This is a genomic window from Pantoea graminicola, from assembly GCF_048452665.1.
Lineage (GTDB): Bacteria > Pseudomonadota > Gammaproteobacteria > Enterobacterales > Enterobacteriaceae > Pantoea.
The window spans coordinates 111,560-131,665 of record NZ_JBLWSJ010000004.1; the positions used below are offsets into that span (position 1 = coordinate 111,560).

Consider the following 20,106-nt stretch of genomic DNA (forward strand, 5'->3'; position numbering starts at 1 on the left):
CGCCCGGCAACGCTGTTTATGTGAGCAGGATCGCAAACAAATCGGTAACACACCAGAATTGGTATGATAACTTTGAGCCATTGGTGGTTCAGTAGATGAGGATGCTTGTATGTCACGTTTCATGACCGAGGATTTTTTGCTGGAGAGTGAATTCGCCCGTCGTCTCTATCACGACTATGCGAAAGATCAGCCGATTTTCGACTATCACTGCCATTTACCTCCGCAGCAGATTGCCGAAAATTATCGCTTCGCCAATCTCTATGATATCTGGCTGAAAGGCGACCACTACAAATGGCGGGCGATGCGTGCCAACGGTGTGGCTGAGGCGTTCATTACCGGAGACGCCAGCGACCGCGAAAAATTTGATGCCTGGGCGCGCACCGTGCCCCACACGATTGGTAACCCGCTCTATCACTGGACCCACCTCGAACTGCGCCGGCCTTTCGGCATCACTGATACGCTGCTTTCAGAAAAAACGGCTGACAGCATCTGGGATCGCTGCAATGCGCTGCTGGCGCAGGAGAGCTTCACCACGCGCGGCATCATGCAGCAGATGAACGTGAAGATGGTCGGCACCACCGATGATCCTCTGGACGATCTGCGGCATCACCGTGCGATGGCAGACGATGCCAGCTTCAGCGTCCGGGTGCTGCCGAGCTGGCGACCGGATAAAGCGTTTAACATTGAAGCGGAAACCTTCCTGCCGTGGATTGCATCGCTGGAGCAACTGACGGACATCAGTGTGCAGCGCTTCGACGATCTGCGCCGCGCACTGTATCAGCGGCTGGATCACTTCGCCGCGCACGGCTGCAGGATTTCGGATCACGCGCTGGACGTGGTCTGTTATGCCGAGGCGGATGACGCCACGCTGGATGCCATTCTGGCGCGTCGTCGCAGCGGTGCCGCGCCCGACCCACAGGAAACAGCACAGTTTAAAACCGCAGTGCTGGTCTGGCTGGGCAGCGAATATGCCCGTCGCGGCTGGGTGCAGCAGTATCACATCGGCGCACTGCGCAACACCAATCCGCGCCAGTTTCAGCTGCTGGGGCCGGATGTGGGCTTCGACTCCATCAACGACCAGCCGCTGGCAGAGCCACTGGCGCGCCTGCTGGGTGCCCAGAACCGGGATAACGCGCTGCCCAAAACCATTCTCTACTGCCTGAATCCGCGCGATAACGAAGTGCTGGCCACCATGGCAGGCAATTTCCAGGGCGAAGGTCAGGCGGGCAAGATGCAGTTCGGCTCAGCCTGGTGGTTTAACGATCAGCTGGATGGCATGCAGCGTCAGATGACGCAGCTGGCGCAGATCGGCCTGCTGAGTCGCTTTGTCGGAATGCTGACCGACAGCCGCAGTTTCCTCTCCTACACCCGCCACGAATATTTCCGCCGGTTGCTGTGCCAGATGATTGGGCAGTGGGTCGAGCGGGGCGAGGCACCGGCCGACGAGGCGCTGTTAGGTCAGATGGTCCGCAACATCTGCTTCGACAATGCCCGTGATTACTTCGGCATCGAGCTGGGAGCCTGATGATGAAAAGGCTGAACCGCCATGACTTTCCGGGTGCGGTCTACCGCGACCGGATCATCCAGTTCGGTGAAGGCAACTTTCTGCGTGCCTTTATCGACTGGCAGATTGACTGGCTGAATGAACATCAGGGCGTTGATGCCGGGATCGTGGTGGTGCGGCCGCGCAACCGTGAGGTCAGCGACAGCCTGAATCAGCAGGATGGTCTTTACACCACGCTGATCCGGGGACTGAACGATCGAGGCGAGCCGATCAGCGAAACCCGGCTGATCCGCAGCCTCAATCGCGAGATCCAGCCCTGGCAGCAGCATGACGCGTTTATGGCGCTGGCCCGCAATCCCGATCTGCGTATGGTCTTTTCCAACACCACCGAAGCGGGGATCACGTTCAGCGAGACGGATCGGCTCTCTGACGCCCCTGCCGGCAGTTTTCCCGGCAAACTGACACAGCTGCTTTGGGCGCGCTATACCCACTTCAGCGGCGCCAGCGACCGGGGCTGGCTGGTGGTGCCGTGCGAGCTGATAGACCACAACGGCGACACGCTGCGCGAACTTGTGCTCCGCTACGCCGACCTCTGGCATCTGCCATCAGAATTTAAAATCTGGGTTAATCAGCACTGTGCCTTCTACAACACCCTGGTGGACCGTATCGTGACCGGTTTTCCGGCGGAGAGTGAGCAGCTGCAAAGCGAGCTGGGCTATGAAGATCGCTATCTGGTGGCAGGCGAAGTCTACTACCAGTTTGTGATTCAGGGGCCATCGGCGCTGTTCAGTGAACTGAAACTGGCGGCGCTGTCGCCGCAGGTCCGGCATGTGGATGATATCGCGCCTTATAAAGCACAGAAGGTCGCCATCCTTAATGGTGCGCATACCGCGATGGTGCCAGTGGCGTTTCAGGCTGGTATTGAGAGCGTTGGTGAGGCGATGGCCGATCCGGCGATCGCCGGATTTGTGGATCGGCTGCTGCGCCACGAGGTGATCCCGACGCTGGATCTGCCGCCAGAGGAACTGCACAGGTTTGCCGATGCCGTCGTGCGCCGCTTCCGCAATCCTTTTATTCGCCACGCGCTGCTGTCGATTGCCCTGAATGGCATGACCAAATTCCGCACCCGACTGCTGACGCCGCTGCTTGCTGCCCATCAGCAAACCGGCACATGGCCGACGCACATGACCTTTGCACTGGCGGCGCTGATCGCTTTCTATCGCGGCGAGTCAGCCGGAAAATCGTGGCCGCTGCAGGATGAGCCGCACTGGCTGGCCTTTTACGCTGAAGCCTGGAAAGCCTGTGAGGCCGACCCGCATTCGCTGCCGCAACTGGTGCAGGGCGTGCTCGGCAACACGCAGCACTGGGGCCAGGATTTAACCTGTCAGCCCGGTCTGGCTGAACAGGTCACTCAACACCTGCAAAACATCGTCGCCCACGGAATGCGTGAGGCGCTGAGCCAACTGAGATAACGCTATGCAAGATGCCATTAAAATTGATCCCCGCGACAATGTCGCGGTGGCGTTACGTGACTTAGAGGCGGGTGCCACCGTCGAGCTGCCGTCACAAAGTGTGGTACTGCAGCAGGCGGTAGGGCGCGGGCATAAATTTGCTCTGCATCCGGTCGCGCAGGATGCGCTGATTATCAAATATGGGCTGCCGATTGCCCATGCGACTCAGCCGATCGTTGCCGGAGAGCTGATCCATTCGCAGAACGCCCGCACCAATCTCAGCGACCTGGACGACTACGCCTGGCAGCCCGATTTTGTGACGCTGCCGCCACAGCCGGGCGATCGCGAGGTGCAGATCTACCGTCGCGCCAGCGGCGAGGTCGGTATCCGCAATGAGCTGTGGATCCTGCCTACCGTCGGCTGCGTCAACGGTATTGCGCGCCAGATCCTGCAACGCTTCCTGAAAGAGACGCAGCAGGCAGAAGGGACAGACGGCGTGTTTCTGTTCAGCCACACCTTTGGCTGCTCACAGCTGGGGCAGGATCACGAAAATACCCGCACGATGCTGCAGAATATGGTGCGCCATCCCAATGCGGGCGCGGTGCTGGTGATTGGCCTGGGCTGCGAAAACAATCAGGTCGATGCGTTTCGTGACACGCTTGGCGCGTTTGAAAGCGACCGGGTGGCGTTTATGGTGTGCCAGCAGCATGACGACGAAGTTGAGGCCGGAGTCGAGCGCCTGCATGCGCTCTATCAGAAAATGCGCCACGACCGTCGCGAACCCGGCAGGCTCAGCGAGCTGAAGTTTGGTCTGGAGTGTGGCGGCTCGGATGGCTTATCCGGCATTACCGCTAATCCGCTGCTGGGCCGTTTCTCCGATCAGATGATCGCCAACGGCGGCACCACCGTACTGACCGAAGTGCCGGAGATGTTTGGCGCAGAGCAGATTCTGATGAGCCGCTGTCGCGACGAGGCGACCTTCCGCAAAACGGTGGCGATGATCAACGATTTCAAACAGTACTTTATCGATCACCAGCAGCCGATCTACGAGAATCCGTCACCGGGCAACAAGGCGGGCGGCATCACCACGCTGGAGGAGAAGTCGCTGGGCTGTACCCAGAAAGCGGGGCAGAGCCAGGTGGTCGATGTGCTGAAGTATGGCGAGCGGTTAAAAACGCCGGGGCTGAATCTGCTGAGTGCGCCGGGCAACGATGCCGTCGCCACCAGTGCGCTGGCGGGCGCCGGATGCCACATGGTGCTGTTCAGTACCGGACGCGGTACACCCTATGGCGGTTTTGTACCGACGGTGAAGCTGGCAACCAATACACCGCTGGCAGAGAAGAAGCCGCACTGGATCGACTTTAATGCCGGCCGATTGATCGAGGGAATGAGTATGGAGGCGATGCTGGAAGATTTTGTCGACCACATCGTTGCGATTGCCAGCGGTGAGCTGACCAACAATGAGAAGAACGATTTCCGCGAACTGGCGATTTTCAAAAGCGGTGTGACGCTCTGATTAGCCGGGCAAAAATGGCTACTCTGGCATTGCCATCATCGTCGGTTAATTCTGTGCCCGTCGCGGGTGGCGGAGGCCGATCGCAACGTCGCTTAAAGCATCCCTGCTCGCTCAGCCCGCGCCTTCCCTGGCGCGGGACGCTTTACTCTTCGGACGCCGCCACCCGCTCTTTGAGCGGTTGCGCTATCTGAAAAATTAAGCCCGGCTGGTTTCGCGCTCTGCTTCTGACTGACAGACGGCGGCAGTAAACAGAATATCGGTCGAGGAGTTCAGCGCGGTTTCCGCCGAATCCTGCAGGACGCCGATAATAAAGCCCACCGCGACTACCTGCATCGCCAGGTCATTCGGGATGCCGAACATGTTGCAGGCCACCGGGATCAGCAGCAGTGAACCACCTGCCACCCCGGATGCGCCACAGGCACAGAGTGACGCCACCAGACTCAGCAGAATCGCCGTCGGCACATCGATGCTGATGCCCAGCGTATGCACGGCCGCCAGCGTCAGCACGGTGATGGTGATTGAGGCTCCCGCCATACTGATGGTTGCGCCCAGCGGAATCGACACTGAATAAGTATCCTCATCCAGGCCAAGACGTTTTGCCAGCGCCATATTCACCGGAATGTTGGCGGCAGAGCTGCGGGTAAAGAAGGCGGTGACGCCGCTTTCACGCAGGCAGGTAAAGACCAGCGGATAGGGATTACGACGGATTTTCCAGAACACCAGCATCGGGTTGACCACCAGCGCCATCAGCAGCATACAGCCCAGTAACAGCGCCAGCAGATGGGCATATTGCCACAGCGCGCCAAAGCCGGTTGACGCCAGAATCGACGCCACCAGACCGAAAATCCCGATTGGTGCGCAGCGGATGACGCAGCGCACCAGCCAGGTGACGGCCTCCGAAGCATCATTCAGCACCGCGCGGGTCGTGTCACTGCTGTGACGGAACGCCAGCCCCAGGCCAACGGCCCAGACCAGAATACCGATATAGTTAGCCTGCATCAGGGCAGTAATCGGGTTCGATACCATGCTCATCAGCAGTCCGCGCAACACTTCCGTGATCCCGGAAGGCGGCACGATCTCTGTGCTGCCCACCGCCAGCGTCAGCGTCTGCGGCACCAGATGGCTGAAGGCCACCGCAACGATCGCCGCGAAAAAGGTGCTCAGCAGGTAGAGCATAATAATCGGCCGGATGTTGGTTTTCTGGCCCTGCTGGTGGCTGGCGATCGAGGCGATCACCAGCATCAGAACCAGCACCGGCGCAACCGCTTTCAGCGCACTGACAAACAGTTCACCCAGCAGACCCACCGCCAGCGCGGCATCGTGTGAAATCCAGGCGAGCGCCACACCGGCGATCAGCCCAATCATGATTTGCTTCACCAGGCTTCCGGCGAGCAGCGTGCCCAGACGTGAGGAGAGAGTTTTCTGCATAATATTTTCTATATTTTGTCGCGGATGTAGTTTCAGGCGCGATGTTTTGCATCGGCTAAAACGGTTTGCCCGGCGGAGTATAAGGAAAAGATTGGACGAGAAAAGAGAAAATTCTGTCGCTGTGGCGGAGGTCGGGTTTTTATTATGCTGGATAGTGGAAGTGTGACAGAGGGATGAAATGTCGCGGCAGGGCGCCGCAAAATAAAACAGGGGCATCCGCTGCCCCCGCAGGTAATTATGGTGAGATCCGTTTCTGGTCTCTTTTGCGGTTGACCCAGGCATTAATCAGCAGGGTTGAGGCCAGAATCACGCCAACCACACTCAGTGAGATACCGACCGGAATATGGTAGAGGTCGACAATCAGCATCTTGAAGCCGATAAACACCAGCACAATCGCCAGACCATATTTCAGCATCGAGAAGCGTTCCGCCACGTTTGCCAGCAGGAAGTACATGGCACGCAGGCCCAGAATCGCGAACAGGTTTGACGTCAGCACGATAAACGGGTCGGTCGTCACGGCAAAGATCGCCGGGATACTGTCGACCGCAAAGATCACGTCGCTGAGTTCCACCATGATCAGCACCAGCAGCAGCGGCGTCGCAAACAGCACGCCGTTTTTGCGGGTAAAGAACTTTTCGCCGTCCAGATCGTCGGTCATACGTAAATGGCTGCGCAGCCAGCGCACCACCGGTTTGTCACCCACCGCACTGTCATCCTCTTTCGCCAGCGCCATCTTCACGCCGGTAAACAGCAGGAAGGCACCAAACACATAGAGGATCCAGCTGAACTGCGTTACCAGCCAGCTTCCGGCAAATATCATGATGGTACGCAGCACGATGGCACCCAGCACGCCGTAGATCAGCACGCGCCGCTGCAGGTTGGCCGGAATCGAGAAGTAGCTGAAGAGCATCAGCCAGACGAAGACGTTATCCACCGCCAGCGCCTTCTCCAGTACGTAGCCGGTCAGGAACGCCAGCGTCTGCGTATTGGCGACCTCACGGCCTGCGCTGCCCTCCAGATACCACCAGAAGGCGGCGCTGAACAGCAGAGAGACGGAAACCCAGATAAGCGACCAGACAGCCGCCTGTTTGAAAGACATGGTCTGCGCGCCACGGCGTCCCTGCAGCAGCAGGTCGATAGCCAGCATGATCAGCACCACAACCGCAAAGCTGCCCCAGAGAAGAGGCGTACCCACAGTCTGCATAGTCGTATCCTGTCTTAAAATAAAAAAACGGCTGAAGTCAGAAGACATCAGCCGCTTATTTTTCTGTAAGCAAACCTCGCCTTCCGGCAAGGTCTCACTTACAACACAGAAATCGATTCCGGGTTGCCTGATGACCGGATGCTTTCGCAACGTAGTGACGATCAATCAGCTTACAAGTTACTCCCCTTTGCAGGAGAGTACGTTACGGTTTCGCTACTCAGGAAGCAATCGTTCTCAGTCATATTTAGAAATATTTACACAGCGGCGCGATCCGCCGGGAAGATCACCCCGGTCTGGCGGCGGATCTCCGTCAGCAGCGCCGCCGTGGTGCGCGACACCGCCAGCCCAGGGTGCTCCACCTGACGCTGCGCAACCAGCCGGGCAAAGTCGGCGGCTTCATAGTACATCGTGTTGCTCTGTTGCGGCTCACTCAGCACCTTCTTCTCCCCGCCGCGCGGCGCAAAGATCAGCTGCTGGCACTCCGCTAACTTTTCGATCACCAGCGCGCCCGCTTCCCCCTGAATCTCGCTGGGCAGGCTTGAGTCGCTCACCTTGGAGTGCAGAATCGTCACGTCGAACTCACCGTAGCTCAGCACCACGACGCCATGAGCATCCACGCCGCTTTCCAGCAGCGTTGCGCTGGCCTGCACGCGCGCGGGCGCACCCCACAACGTCACCGCCGCGGCCAGGCAGTAATAGCCAATATCCATTACGGATCCATTCGACCAGCGCGGATCAAAGGTATTCGGGTGCTCACCGTTGAGATAGCGCGGATAGCGTGAGGAGTACTGGCAGTAACTCAGCAGCGCTTTTCGCAGCTTACCGACATCCGGCAGCGCCTGCCGGAGCCGCTGGAAGTTGGGCAGGCTGGCGGTTTTGAATGCCTCAAACAGCACGACCTGATGTTCACGGGCGCAGGCGATCATCTGCTCCACCTCTGCCAGATTTGACGCCAGCGGCTTTTCGCAAATGACATGCTTGCCGTGTGACATAAACAGCCGCGCCTGCTGACAGTGCAGGGCATTGGGGCTGGCCAGATAGACCGCTTCGATTTCCGGGCAGGTGGCCAGCGCGTCCAGCGAGGTAAAGGTCTGCTGGCAGGGATAATCGGCAACAAACGCGTCGGCCTGTGACTGGCTGCGTGAATAAACCGCGTGCAGTGTCATCGCGCCGGTTTCATGAGCGGCATCAATAAACTGGCGCGTAATCCAGTTTGTTCCCACAATGGCAAAACGAATCACGTCATCTCTCCGGCAGCAGTAAAACGGCAGAGTAACATCTCTTCCACGCTGCGCAAGGGTGCCGGACGGGCAGAGATTGATCCTGCGATCTGCATTCCACTACTATGCGGACGCGACGATTTTCAGGCAGCAACAGGGAGCGCAGGTGAAAGCAAATAAGCACGCATTAAACTGGACCACACTCTTGATCGCCATTCCGGTCGGCTGCGCGGCGTCGCTGGTCACGCTGGCGTTTCGCGGCGTCATTGAGCTGATCAACCATCTGCTGTTTGCCCGCAGCGGTGAGATTACCGAGTCCCTTGCGCTCTGGCCGTGGATCTTCTGGCCGCTGCTGGTGGGCGCAGGTGGCGTGCTGGCCGGCTTTTTTTTGCGTTATGCGGTCGCCCTCGAACAGCAGCAGACGATAAAAACCGATTACCTGGAAGTGATCAACGCCCGGCTCGATGCGGTGCCTACCCGGACCTCGCTGTTTCGCGCCCTGTCGTCGATAGCCAGTATCGGCAGCGGTGCGTCGATAGGTAAAGAGGGGCCGATGGTGCAGCTGTCGGCGCTCTGCGGCAGTGCGATTGGCCGTCTGTTACCTGCATCGCTGAACCTGAAAAACAGCGACGTGGTTGCGATGGCGGCAGCAGCGGGCCTCTCGTCGGTCTATCACGCACCGCTGGCCTCGGCGATTTTCGTGGCGGAGATCGCCTTCGGCATCTCGGCACTGCAGCGGCTGATCCCGCTGATTATCGCCTCCGCCACGGCAGTAATGACGATGTGGACGCTGGGCTTCCGCAACGTGCTCTATCCGCTGGCGGAGGCTGATTTCACCATGGACCTCAGCACGCTGCTGATGACGGTGGTGATTGGTCTGAGCGCCGGTCTGGCGGGCTGGATCGTCATCAAAAGCATCGCCCGCAGCAGACTGCTCTTCAGCCGGATCGCCTCGCTGCCGCTGCGGCTGGGCGCAGGCGGATTCGCCGTCGGCCTGCTGGCGCTGATCTCCACCGATATTCTCGGTAACGGCTATGAGGTGATCGTCAAAGTGATGGCGGGTGACTATCTGCTGCCGGGGCTGCTGTTACTGCTGGTGCTGAAAACGCTCGCCACCAGCCTGTCGGTGGGGTCGAATGCAGTAGGCGGACTTTTTACCCCGTCGCTGCTGATTGGCGCGCTGCTGGGGGTGACGCTCGCTACCGTCGGCGTGGCGCTGCATCTGCCACTCGGCAATGTGCTGCTCTATGCCGCCATCGGCATGGCGGCGGTGCTGGCAGCGGTCAGCCAGGCCCCGCTGATGGCGATGCTGATGGTGCTGGAGATGACGCTCAACAGCAGCCTGCTGTTTCCGCTGATGATCGCCACGGTGCTGGCGTCGATGGTGGTCTATCGCCTGCAGTCTGCCAGTACCTATCCGGTAGTGAGCCATCACTTCAGCCGGTCAGAAGCGAAATATGATTTCGATAATATGCGCATTGCCGAGCTGATTATTCCGGGAGCGGCGCTGCAGCCGGAAGAGTCGGTAGGGCAGGCGTTGGCGGTCAGTTCGCTGAAGCGTGAACGCTACGTCTATGTGATAAACGCGGCAGGTGCTTTTCTCGGCGTGGTGTCGATCCACGAGATCTCGCGCCGGGTGCTGGCGCAGGAGATCACCCTCGACTCACCGGTACAGTGCGTGATGGACCAGGATTTCCCGGTGGCCTATCAGAATCAGAGTATGCGCGAGGGGTGGGAAGCCTTTGCGGCCGTCACGCTGGAGCGGCTGCCGGTGCTCAATAATCCTGAAGAGCGACGCTTTCTGGGGGCGCTGACCAAAACCAGCCTGATCCAGAAAGCGCAGGAGTTTCTTTAAGCGGCGTTGCCGCGCATCGCCTGGTCGGTCATCCAGAGGCGCGCATCAAATTCGAGCTGGTGATAGTCGGGTTCCATGTGGCAGCAGAGCTGATAGAACGCTTTGTCGTGATCCTTCTCTTTCAGGTGCGCCAGCTCATGCACTACGATCATCCGCAGAAACGGCTCCGGCGCGAGGCGGAAAAAGGTGGAGATGCGGATCTCCGCTTTCGCCCTGAGCTTACCGCCCTGAACCCGTGAAATGGCGGTGTGCAGACCCAGCGCGTGCTTCATCACTTTGATTTTGTTATCCCACATCACTTTGCTGATTGGCGGGGCGTTGCGCATATAACGGTTCTTCAGCGCCTGGGTATAGTCATACAACGCCTTGTCGCTCATGACATCGTGGGTGTCGGGGTAGCGTTCCTGCAAAAACGCACCTAAGCGCTGGTGGGCTATCAGCGTCTGAACCTGCTCAAGCAGCGGGGCAGGATAACCCTGAAGGTAGATCAATTGGGACATTAGGGATTCCAGGCGAAAAAGAGTATACTGCGCGCCCTTTTTATCGGGGCGAAAATTAATCAAAGTGTACCACGCCGGAGAATTCATGAGCCAACTTGAACTGAACGATCGCACACTGATCCTGCATCGTTTCCCGCAGATGCGTGACGAAAGTCCATTACAAGCCTGGGACGCGGCTGATGAATACCTGTTGCAGCAGGCGCTGCCAGAGGGACCGGTGCTGGTGTTTAACGACAGTTTCGGGGCTTTAACCTGTGCACTGAATCCGCGCACCGTCTGGCACGTCAGTGACTCCTGGCTGAGCCAGCAGGCTGCCCGTCAGAACCTGAAATTCAACGATATGGATGACAGCGACGTTCACTTTGTGGATAGCCTGGCCGAACTGCCTGCTGCCCCGGCGGCGGTGCTGATCAAAGTCCCGAAAACCCTGGCGCTGCTGGAGCATCAGCTGCGGGCTATTCGCGAGGTCGTCACTCCCGATACGGTGATCCTGGCGGCGGCGCGAGCCAAAGAGATCCATAACTCGACCCTGCAGCTGTTCGAACAGATCATCGGTGAAACCCGCACCTCGCTGGCGTGGAAAAAAGCGCGCCTGATCTTCAGCCAGTTCACCCGGCCCGCATTGCGCGAGGCAAAGCCGACGCTGGCCTGGCCGCTGGATGGCACCCCCTATCAGATCCATAACTACGCCAACGTGTTCTCACGCGCTTCGCTGGATATCGGCGCACGACTGTTTATACAGCATCTGCCGGAGAACATTGAGGGCGAGATTGTCGATCTGGGCTGCGGTAACGGCGTGGTGGGGCTGATGGCGCTGGCGCAGAACCCACAGGCGGACGTGCATTTTCTGGATGAGTCCTACATGGCGGTCGCCTCCAGCCAGCTGAACGTGGAGCTGAACCGTCCGGAAGATCTGGATCGCTGCCAGTTTCGGGTAAACAACGTGCTGAGCGGCTATCCGTCAGATCGGCTGCATGCGGTGCTCTGCAATCCGCCTTTCCATCAGCAGCACGCGGTCACCGACCATCTGGCCTGGCAGATGTTCCGCGATGCGAAACGCACGCTGCAGTATGGCGGCGAACTGCGCATCGTCGGCAACCGTCACCTGGATTATCACCACAAGCTGAAGAAGATGTTTGGTAACTGCACGCTGATCGCCTCCAACCAGAAGTTTGTGGTGCTGCGTGCGGTGAAGATGCGTTAATCAGATTGCCAGGGCCAGCCGGGTCGCCTGCGCAATGGCGCGGCGCGCATCCAGCTCCTGCGCCACGTCGGCCCCGCCGATGACGGTTACGTTCTGGCCTCTGGCGCGCAGCGCGGCTTCCAGTTCGCGCTGCGGCTCCTGTCCGGCGCAGATAATCACATTATCCACCGCCAGCAGCAGGGTTTCCCCATTGCGCCTCAGATGCAAACCGTCATCATCAATCCCCAGATACTCCACACCGCCCCACATCTCAACCCCGCGCGCCTGCAGGCTGGCCCGATGGATCCAGCCGGTGGTTTTTGCCAGCCCGGCGCCCGGTTTACCTGAACGCCGCTGCAGCAGCCAGATCTGCCGCAGCGCGGCGGGCGGCTCGGGCTTCACGATGCCGCCACGCTGCGTCAGACTGTGGTCGATGCCCCATTCCGCATAAAACGAGGTCAGATCCTCATCATGCGAAGGCTGCGACAGATACTCCGCCACATCAAAACCGATGCCACCTGCGCCGATAATCGCCACCCGCTTGCCCACCGGGCGCCTGTCGCGCAGCACCTCCAGGTAGCTCAGCACGCTGGGATGATCGATGCCCGGAATGGCGGGGATGCGTGGCTGGATGCCGGTCGCCAGCACCACCTCATCGGCGTCACTCAGCCGATCCGCATCGACCCGACAGCCGGTCTTTACCGTCACGCCTGCGGCCGCCAGCTGATAGCGAAAATAGCGCAGCGTTTCACTGAACTCAGCTTTGCCGGGGATCTGCCGGGCAAGAATAAACTGTCCGCCAATCTCCGGTGCGGCTTCATAGAGCGTCACCTGATGGCCGCGCTGCGCTGCCTGTAGCGCAAACGCCATCCCGGCCGGGCCGCCACCGACTACCGCCAGCCTGCGCGGTGCGGCGCTGGCCACGACGGGCATCAGCGACTCATGGCAGGCGCGGGGATTGACCAGACAGGAGGTGATCTTACCGGCGAAGACCTGATCCAGGCAGGCCTGGTTGCAGGCGATACAGGTATTGATGCCGTCCGGTTCGCCGCGCTCCGCTTTGCTGACAAAGGCGGGATCGGCGAGAAAAGGGCGCGCCATTGACACCATGTCGGCGCAGCCCGACTGCAACAGCGACTCGGCGACCGCGGGGTGGTTGATGCGGTTGGTGGCGATGACCGGCACGGAAACATGGGCGCGCAGCCGCTGCGTCACCCAGGCAAAGGCCGCGCGCGGCACGCAGGTGGCGATGGTCGGGATGCGCGCTTCGTGCCAGCCGATGCCGGTGTTGAACAGCGTGACGCCACACTGTTCCAGCTCGCGAGCCAGCTGCAGCGTCTCCTCCAGCGTGCTGCCCTCTTCGATCAGGTCGAGCATCGACAGGCGGAAAATAATGATAAAGGCATCACCGGTTGCGGCGCGCACGGCACGGGTGATCGCCAGCGCGAACTGCATCCGCTGCTGAAAGTCGCCGCCCCAGCGATCGCTGCGCTGGTTAGTGTGCTTCACCAGAAACTGATTAATCAGGTAGCCTTCGGACCCCATAATCTCCACGCCATCGTAGCCCGCCTGCTGCGCCAGCCGGGCGCAGCGTGCAAAGTCATCGATGGTCTGTTCAATTGCCGCCTCGCTCATCGCCTGTGGCGTAAAGGGGTTAATCGGGGCCTGACGGGCGGAGGGGGCAACCAGATCGGGCTGATAGCTGTAGCGACCGGTATGCAGGATCTGCAGCGCGATTTTACCCTGATGCTGATGCACTGCCTCGGTGATCTGCCGGTGCCAGTCACACTGGGATTCGTCGGTAAGCATGGCGCCATGCGCCGTGGTGACGCCCTGAGCATTGGGCGCAATGCCGCCGGTGACGATCAGCGCGACACCCTCGCGCGCCCGCTCGCCGTAGAACGCCGCCAGCCGGGCGGCACCCTCGGGATGCTCTTCCAGACCGGTGTGCATCGAGCCCATCAGAAAACGGTTTTTCAGGCGGGTAAAGCCCAGATCCAGAGGCGTAAACAGCGCAGGGTAGGCGGCATTCGCAGGCATAAGCGTGACTCAGTGTAAAGTGGTCGGATGAGTTAACTCTAGCCGCTTCCCGGTTAAAAAAAAGTGAAAAAATGTCAGGGTGTGAGTGAAATCAAAAACAGCGGCAGGCGGCGAGCCGGTCAGGGTCACAGAGACGGGCCTTCCGCCTGCGTGCGGTCAGCCCGATAGCGCCAGCACCGTTATCGCGCCGCATCGTCCGGTGAGGGGCGCTGGCGGATCCACGAATAGCGTGAGCGATAGCCGCTGCCAGAGTGGGTGTTAAAGCGGTAGCTGGAGCCGCTCTCTGCCATGCAGTAGGTACAGACATTCACGTTGTCGATCTGCGAGGCTGGCACACCTGCCTCCAGCAGCAACTGTGTCGCCAGCGCAGGCAGATCGAACCAGACGCCCTGCTGCCGGGCAGTGGCCTGCGGACGCTGCGCCAGCGGATTGACCGGCTGGTGCTGATGCCAGCGCAGCCCGCGGGTGAAGGCCAGATCCTGCGCGATCGCCGTCAGCTGCGGTTCAGCCAGCTCGTAGCAGCAGGGCCCCATTGCCGGGCCGATCGCCACCACCAGATTCTGCGGTGTGCAGCCCTGTTCACACAGTTTTTCCACGGCGCGGGTCAGGACGCCCGCCAGCGTGCCCTTGAGTCCGGCATGCACTGCGGCCACGATCCGCGTTTCACGATCCGCAAACAGAACGGGCAGGCAATCCGCCGTGTAAACGGCGACCGGACGCGTTCCGCTGGCGATCACCCCATCTGACTCGCAGCTTTTGGGAGGAATGTTCTCACTGTCATTGACCACGGTCGCGCTGTGGCGCTGATGACCATAGGCGGCATCGGCGGGCGGCGGCTCACCGGCGGGCTGAAACGCGTAATCGAGCCACGTCAGCGCGTCGAGCAACGGCGAGTGCGGGTTCACGGCCATAAGAATCTCCTGTTATAACAGCATGCGTTGGGCTGCCCACAGCTTACGTTAACTGCTACATTTTTGAAGCTTCTCCCAAGCCCTTTCTCACATTAAGGATGAAATGATGAAAACCTCCGCAACACTCGCTGCATCCGGTCTGGTCGCGCTGTTACTGACCGGCTGTGCTCCCTCGGCACAGCAGACCGCGCAGCAGCAGCTGGGCCAGCAATCGGTGCTGGCGGCCAACTGGTTCCAGCAGTCTGGTGAATATCAGGCGCTGACCTGGCAGGCTTTTAATATTGCACGCATGGCTTTTGATCAGGCGCCCTCGCTGACCGGCAAACCTAAAGCGGTCATTGTCGATCTGGATGAGACCATGCTGGATAACAGCGCCTACAGCGCGTGGCAGGCGAAGAACGGTCAGCCGTTCAGCAGCAAAACCTGGTCAGCCTGGACGCAGGCGCGGCAGGCGAAAGCGGTGCCCGGCGCCGTTGAGTTCGCCCGTCATGTCACCCAAAACGGCGGCACGCTGTTCTATGTCTCGAACCGCGACCAGAAAGATTACGCCGCCACTGTCGCCAATATGCAGCAGCTCGGTTTCCCTGAGGTCAGCGAAAAAACAGTGCGTCTGAATAGCGACAGCTCCAACAAACAGGCACGTTTCGATGCCATTAAACATGCCGGCTATAACGTGGTGCTCTACGTAGGGGATAACCTCAACGATTTCGGTGGGGCCACCTGGCATCAGGGGAATCAGCAGCGGCGCGATTTCGTCAACCTTAACCATCAGCGCTTTGGTACGCAGTTCATTGTGCTGCCGAACCCGCTCTACGGTGACTGGGAGAGCGGCATGGCGGAAAACTACAACAAGCTGACCCCGGAACAGCAGCTGTCGGTGCGGGAGTCGCGCCTGCAGAGCTGGAACGGTAAATAATTCGTCAAGAAAAAGAGCCTGAGCGTTCAGGCTCTGATAATTTCCGGCCCTGATTTACTAACTTCCGTCACTATATCCGTGCAAATTAAATTAATTATCTCCCGCTTTATTCTTAACTCAAATCAGGTGGATTAAACTGGCTACCTTCAATCAGGCTGGTGAATTGTGCTAATGGTTAATTTTTTAATTAAGAGCAATCCTAATAAAAGTCCGGCTGATTTTGAGAATAAACAATATCCCCTGAGTTACTGCTTGTATTTATTTGTCAGCACTAACTTTACTTATTAATCTGTGATTGTTTAACTTAATGATTTAAATGATAAAAATACTAGTAATTTATATTTCATCCAGAATCGTGTGCTGAATTAAATTTACTTGTAACTGACTCTTGTTGACATCTTACTGACAAACGAAGCGATGTTAATGCGCTGTGAAATATTGCTCGTGCATTGATAATGGTTAACGTCTATAACCTTTTTCTGTGACTCAGTTCTTATTTACCTGGCGGCTTACCCTTTACCGGTCAGCCGAAACACTTTGTGGTCAGCCAGGATGCGACATCCCGGTAGTAGAGAGAAGATGATTGTGACGACACTTAAACCCTTATTAGCGAAAAATCGCAGTTGGGCCTTACAGCGCCGCCAGCGCAATCCGGACTATTTTAAAAAATTCCTTCATCAGCAAAAACCGCACTCACTCTGGATAGGCTGCTCTGACAGCCGCGTTCCTGCCGAAGTCCTGACCGGCTCCCAGCCTGGCGAACTCTTTGTCCACCGCAACATCGCCAACATGGTGATTGAAGAGGATGACAATTTACTCAGCGTCCTGCAGTACGCCCTCTTTTTTCTCGGCGTGAAACGCATTGTTCTTAGCGGCCACTACGGCTGCGGCGGGGTGGAGGCCGCGCTGAATCTGCCGGGCAGCGTGCTGGACGGCCAGGAGAGTGCGCTGGCTAGGCGCATCAGCAGGCTGCGTCAGGATATTGAGACAGAGCTGGCAGAGAACCCGTCGCCGCAGGCCGAAACGGCTGAACGGCTCGACCGGCTGGTTGAAGCGAACGTCAAAGCGCAGTTCGCCAGACTGGTGAACGCCGGACCGGTCCGGCAAATCTGGCAATCGGGCCAGGAACTGGCGGTGTTTGGTTGTGTATATGACCTGCGATCCGGCCATCTTAAAGAGCTGATCCATCAATCTGCAGAGGAGCCTTCCTTATGAACCTCGATACCCTGCGCCGCGACATCCCGGCGGGTCTGGTGGTTTTCCTGGTCGCCTTACCACTCTGCCTGGGGATTGCCCAGGCGAGTGGATTGCCGCCGTTTGCCGGTCTGCTGACGGGTGTGATTGGCGGACTGGTGGTCACGTCGCTGAGTCCCTCCCGGTTTGCCGTCAGCGGTCCGGCGGCGGGTCTGGTCACTATCGTCGTCGCCTCAATGGCATCGCTGGGCAGCTTCTCCGCCTTTCTCACTGCGCTGATCATTGCCGGGGCGCTGCAGTGCCTGTTCGGGCTACTGCGCGCCGGGCGCTTTATTTCGCTGGTGCCAGGCAGCGTCATCAAGGGGATGCTGGCGGCGATTGGTCTGCTGCTGATCATGCAGCAGATCCCGGTGGCGTTTGGTGCGGCAGGCGATGCGGAACTGGTGTCGCTGGTGACGGGTGAAATGACCTTTTCACTGCCCGCGATAGCCGTGGCGGGGGCGGGCCTGGCTATCCTCTGCCTCTGGACCACCGGGCCGATCAAACGGATCAAAGCGCTGGCCTGGATCCCCGGTCCGCTGATAGCCGTACTGTCCGGCTGCCTGGCGACGGTCGTCGGTGGGCGACTCTTTCCTGACCTCGCCAGCGGTCTGGCGCGCATTTCGCTGCCTGCCTTCGACAGCGTTTCTGCGCTGATGGCCGGACTGGAAACGCCCGACTGGATGGCCTGGCAGAATCCGCAGGTCTGGGTGGTGGCCGTTACCCTGGCGCTGGTCGCCAGCCTGGAAACACTGCTGAGCCAGGAGGCGCTGAAAAAGTTACGTCCGCAGACGCCTGCGCCGTCGCCTAACAAAGAGATGTTTGCGCAGGGGATTGGTAATCTGACCGCCGGATTGCTGGGTGCCATGCCGATCACGGCAGTGATTGTGCGCAGTTCGGTCAACGTCAGCGCAGGCGCGCAGACGAAGCTGTCGATTTTCATTCACGGCCTGCTGCTGCTGATTTGCGGTATGTGGTTCAGCGAGATGCTGAACGCTATCCCGCTGGCCAGCCTGGCCGCCGTGCTGCTCTACACCGGCTATAAACTGGCGACGCCGCGTCTCTTTGTTGAGCAGTTCCGGATGGGCCCGCAGCAGTACGTACCGTTTCTGGCGACGATCGTCGGGATCATCACGCTGGGTATGCTGGCCGGCATCGGGATCGGGATCGCCACGCAGATCCTCTGCAGCATCTATAAGAGCCATCGCAACGCGCTGCAGCTTACCCGTTACGACGACCACTATGTACTGCGCTTTCAGCAGAACCTGACCTTTATGCACAATCCAAAGCTGCAGGGATTGCTGGATGAGATCCCGGAGAACAGCGTGGTCATCGTGGATAACGATAATGCAGAATATATCGATCCCGACGTCAGAGCGGTGCTTAAAGATTTCGGCGATAATGCCGATAAAAGGGGTATCCGCCTGAGTCAATGGCCGGTGGCTGTAAAATAGCGTTAAGCGTAAAGACAGGGTGTCATAACAGCAAAAATCGGATATCCCGGATATCCGATTTTTTTGTATGCAGGGCATAATAAGCCCCCATTTGCTGGCGTCATCGGGTATCAGTCACCTCCCGGATTGACCCATTAAGTGGTGTTTTATCGCAGGATGATACAGCGGGTCCCCAGGATGTAATTATTCTGACACCACGCGCCTGTTCAGGCTGATGTGGAAACGCCTCTTTGCAACAAGGTCCGGAAGTATGCGTATAGAGCTGTTTGAAGAGCACAACGCTAAGAAGAATGCCTTTTCGCTGTTTTTAATCACGCTGCTATTCTGCTTTATTGGCGGACACCTGCGCTTTCCGCAGGAGCTGTCGCTATTCTGGCCGGTCAACGCGATCATCACCGGCATCATCGTTCGCCATCCCTTTCTGCATCAGACCCGCTATTACCTCGCCAGCTTTGCCGCGATGGTGTTTAACGACACCGTTTTTTCGGGCTGGGCGCTGACCGCGTTTACGCTCAACCTGGCGAATCTGCTGTTTGTGCTGGTGGCGGTACTGCTGCTGGTGAAACATCTTCAGCACAATTCCGGCAGCGAACGTATTACCAGCGTACTGCGCATTTTTCCGGCCTGTCTGCTGGCGGCCCTGGCCTGTGCCAGCTGGGGAGCACTGGCTCAGCAGGCCGACTTTGATACCGGACTGGCGACAGCATGGGGTGAGTGGTTCAGCGAGCAGTTCTCTACCGGGCTGATGCTGCTGCCTTTTCTGCTGACGCGCGACTGGTCGTCGCTGTCGCCCCGGCAGTTCAGGGAGCTAGGCAAACTCTTCCCTGTCATCGCGGTGGTCCTGTCGCTGATCATCGGCGCGATGATGGGCGGGGCGGGCAGCCTGACCTTTCCGGTTCCGGCGCTGGTCTGGTGCGCCGTTGTGCTGCCGATGCCGCTGACCAGCCTGGTGATCCTGCTGACCGGTATTACTGAGATTATCCTGGTGTCACACGGGCTGATGAATATTCAGGGTGATGACAATCTGCTGCCAGTCAGCCATCTCACCTCGGCACGACTCGGCGTGGCGACTATCGCGATCAGTCCGCTGATCGTGGCTGCAAGCATGGACGCGATCCGCCAGCTGAATGAGCGGCTGGCGCTGCGGGCAAACTACGATTTCCTGACCCGACTGCTGTCGCGTTCGGGTCTCTATGAAAGCCTGCATGCCGAGCCGATTAACCCGGCGCGCACGGCAGGCGTGATCCTGATTGATGTCGACTACTTCAAAACGATTAACGACAATTTTGGCCATGATGCGGGCGACAGCGTGCTGGAAGAGATCGCCCGCCGGATGCAGCGCGTCGTGGGCAAAGCGGGACGCATCTGCCGTTTTGGCGGCGAAGAGTTTGTGGTGATACTGTTCGATCAGAATCCGGACAAGCTCTACTTTCTGGCAGAGGCGATCCGGCAGAAGATGGCGAAAGAGAAGTTCTGGCTGCAGGGTAGTAAGGTGACGGTGACCATCAGCCTGGGGCTGGCGCACGGCCGGGCGGGCAGGGCGGCAGAGTGGCATCGCGTCATCAACCGGCTGATCTCCGCCGCAGACAAAAATCTCTACCTGTCGAAACGCAATGGCCGCAATCAGACCTCCCCGGTCGGCGAGCAGGCCATGACCAGCGACGTGGCATAACGCCACGCCGCCGGCTGGG

15 protein-coding genes are annotated in these 20,106 nt (G+C 58.9%); 9 read left to right on the plus strand and 6 right to left on the minus strand.

What is annotated here, in order from left to right; genetic code table 11:
- The first annotated feature begins 109 nt into the window (after positions 1-109).
- Genes uxaC through ACNY69_RS11175 form a run of 3 tightly spaced genes read left to right on the plus strand, consistent with a single transcriptional unit; the run spans position 110 to position 4,471 of the window.
- A complete protein-coding gene (gene uxaC, locus ACNY69_RS11165; RefSeq protein ID WP_111142128.1) occupies positions 110-1,525 on the plus strand; it encodes a glucuronate isomerase in 1,416 nt (471 codons plus the stop codon).
- A gap of 2 nt (positions 1,526-1,527) precedes the next feature.
- Entirely contained in the window at positions 1,528-2,976 is a 1,449-nt protein-coding gene (locus tag ACNY69_RS11170) for a tagaturonate reductase (RefSeq protein ID WP_111142130.1), read from the plus strand.
- Between the two features lie 4 nt (positions 2,977-2,980).
- Positions 2,981-4,471 (plus strand): UxaA family hydrolase, encoded by a 1,491-nt coding sequence (locus ACNY69_RS11175; protein ID WP_418798322.1) that lies wholly within the window; start codon positions 2,981-2,983, stop codon positions 4,469-4,471.
- Positions 4,472-4,666: 195 nt separating this feature from the next.
- Here the strand turns inward: ACNY69_RS11175 and sstT are convergent, their stop codons facing one another.
- The 3 genes from sstT to ACNY69_RS11190 all read right to left on the minus strand — a co-directional run bounded on the left by sstT (position 4,667) and on the right by ACNY69_RS11190 (position 8,344).
- Positions 4,667-5,899: a serine/threonine transporter SstT gene (gene sstT / locus ACNY69_RS11180; protein WP_111142016.1), complete on the minus strand. Its 1,233-nt coding sequence runs from the start codon at positions 5,897-5,899 to the stop codon at positions 4,667-4,669.
- A gap of 235 nt (positions 5,900-6,134) precedes the next feature.
- A complete protein-coding gene (locus tag ACNY69_RS11185; protein WP_111142017.1) occupies positions 6,135-7,103 on the minus strand; it encodes a TerC family protein in 969 nt (322 codons plus the stop codon).
- 254 nt (positions 7,104-7,357) lie between these two features.
- The gene (locus tag ACNY69_RS11190; RefSeq protein ID WP_418798325.1) at positions 7,358-8,344 is read right to left on the minus strand and encodes a Gfo/Idh/MocA family protein; all 987 of its coding nucleotides are present in this window, start codon (positions 8,342-8,344) and stop codon (positions 7,358-7,360) included.
- 145 nt (positions 8,345-8,489) lie between these two features.
- Here ACNY69_RS11190 and ACNY69_RS11195 point away from each other — a divergent pair, with 145 nt between their 5' ends.
- Complete coding sequence (locus ACNY69_RS11195; protein WP_293774441.1) at positions 8,490-10,178, plus strand: chloride channel protein; 1,689 nt, start codon at positions 8,490-8,492, stop codon at positions 10,176-10,178.
- On the opposite strand, the gene ACNY69_RS11200 is transcribed toward ACNY69_RS11195, so the two are convergent.
- Positions 10,175-10,678 carry a M48 metallopeptidase family protein gene (locus ACNY69_RS11200; RefSeq protein ID WP_111142020.1) on the minus strand — a complete coding sequence of 168 codons (504 nt, stop codon included), beginning with the start codon at positions 10,676-10,678 and terminating at the stop codon, positions 10,175-10,177. The two genes, ACNY69_RS11195 and ACNY69_RS11200, sit on opposite strands and share 4 nt — an antisense overlap.
- Positions 10,679-10,763: 85 nt before the next feature.
- Here ACNY69_RS11200 and rlmG point away from each other — a divergent pair, with 85 nt between their 5' ends.
- On the plus strand, positions 10,764-11,882 hold the full coding sequence (rlmG, locus tag ACNY69_RS11205; protein WP_111142021.1) for a 23S rRNA (guanine(1835)-N(2))-methyltransferase RlmG: 1,119 nt from the start codon (positions 10,764-10,766) through the stop codon (positions 11,880-11,882).
- Here the strand turns inward: rlmG and ACNY69_RS11210 are convergent, their stop codons facing one another.
- Entirely contained in the window at positions 11,883-13,901 is a 2,019-nt protein-coding gene (locus ACNY69_RS11210; protein WP_418798328.1) for an FAD-dependent oxidoreductase, read from the minus strand.
- A gap of 179 nt (positions 13,902-14,080) precedes the next feature.
- Positions 14,081-14,812 (minus strand): purine nucleoside phosphorylase YfiH/LACC1 family protein, encoded by a 732-nt coding sequence (locus ACNY69_RS11215; protein WP_418798330.1) that lies wholly within the window; start codon positions 14,810-14,812, stop codon positions 14,081-14,083.
- Between the two features lie 106 nt (positions 14,813-14,918).
- Between ACNY69_RS11215 and ACNY69_RS11220 the strand changes: the two genes are divergently transcribed.
- From ACNY69_RS11220 to ACNY69_RS11235, 4 genes are all read left to right on the plus strand, one after another.
- On the plus strand, positions 14,919-15,728 hold the full coding sequence (locus ACNY69_RS11220) for a 5'-nucleotidase, lipoprotein e(P4) family (protein WP_111141346.1): 810 nt from the start codon (positions 14,919-14,921) through the stop codon (positions 15,726-15,728).
- Between the two features lie 579 nt (positions 15,729-16,307).
- Positions 16,308-16,943, plus strand: coding sequence for a carbonic anhydrase (locus ACNY69_RS11225; protein ID WP_293774449.1), 636 nt, complete (start codon positions 16,308-16,310; stop codon positions 16,941-16,943).
- On the plus strand, positions 16,940-18,415 hold the full coding sequence (locus ACNY69_RS11230) for a SulP family inorganic anion transporter (protein ID WP_111141348.1): 1,476 nt from the start codon (positions 16,940-16,942) through the stop codon (positions 18,413-18,415). The genes ACNY69_RS11225 and ACNY69_RS11230 overlap by 4 nt, the downstream gene beginning before the upstream one ends.
- 250 nt (positions 18,416-18,665) lie before the next feature.
- On the plus strand, positions 18,666-20,087 hold the full coding sequence (locus ACNY69_RS11235) for a GGDEF domain-containing protein (protein WP_293774452.1): 1,422 nt from the start codon (positions 18,666-18,668) through the stop codon (positions 20,085-20,087).
- Positions 20,088-20,106: the final 19 nt, after the last annotated feature.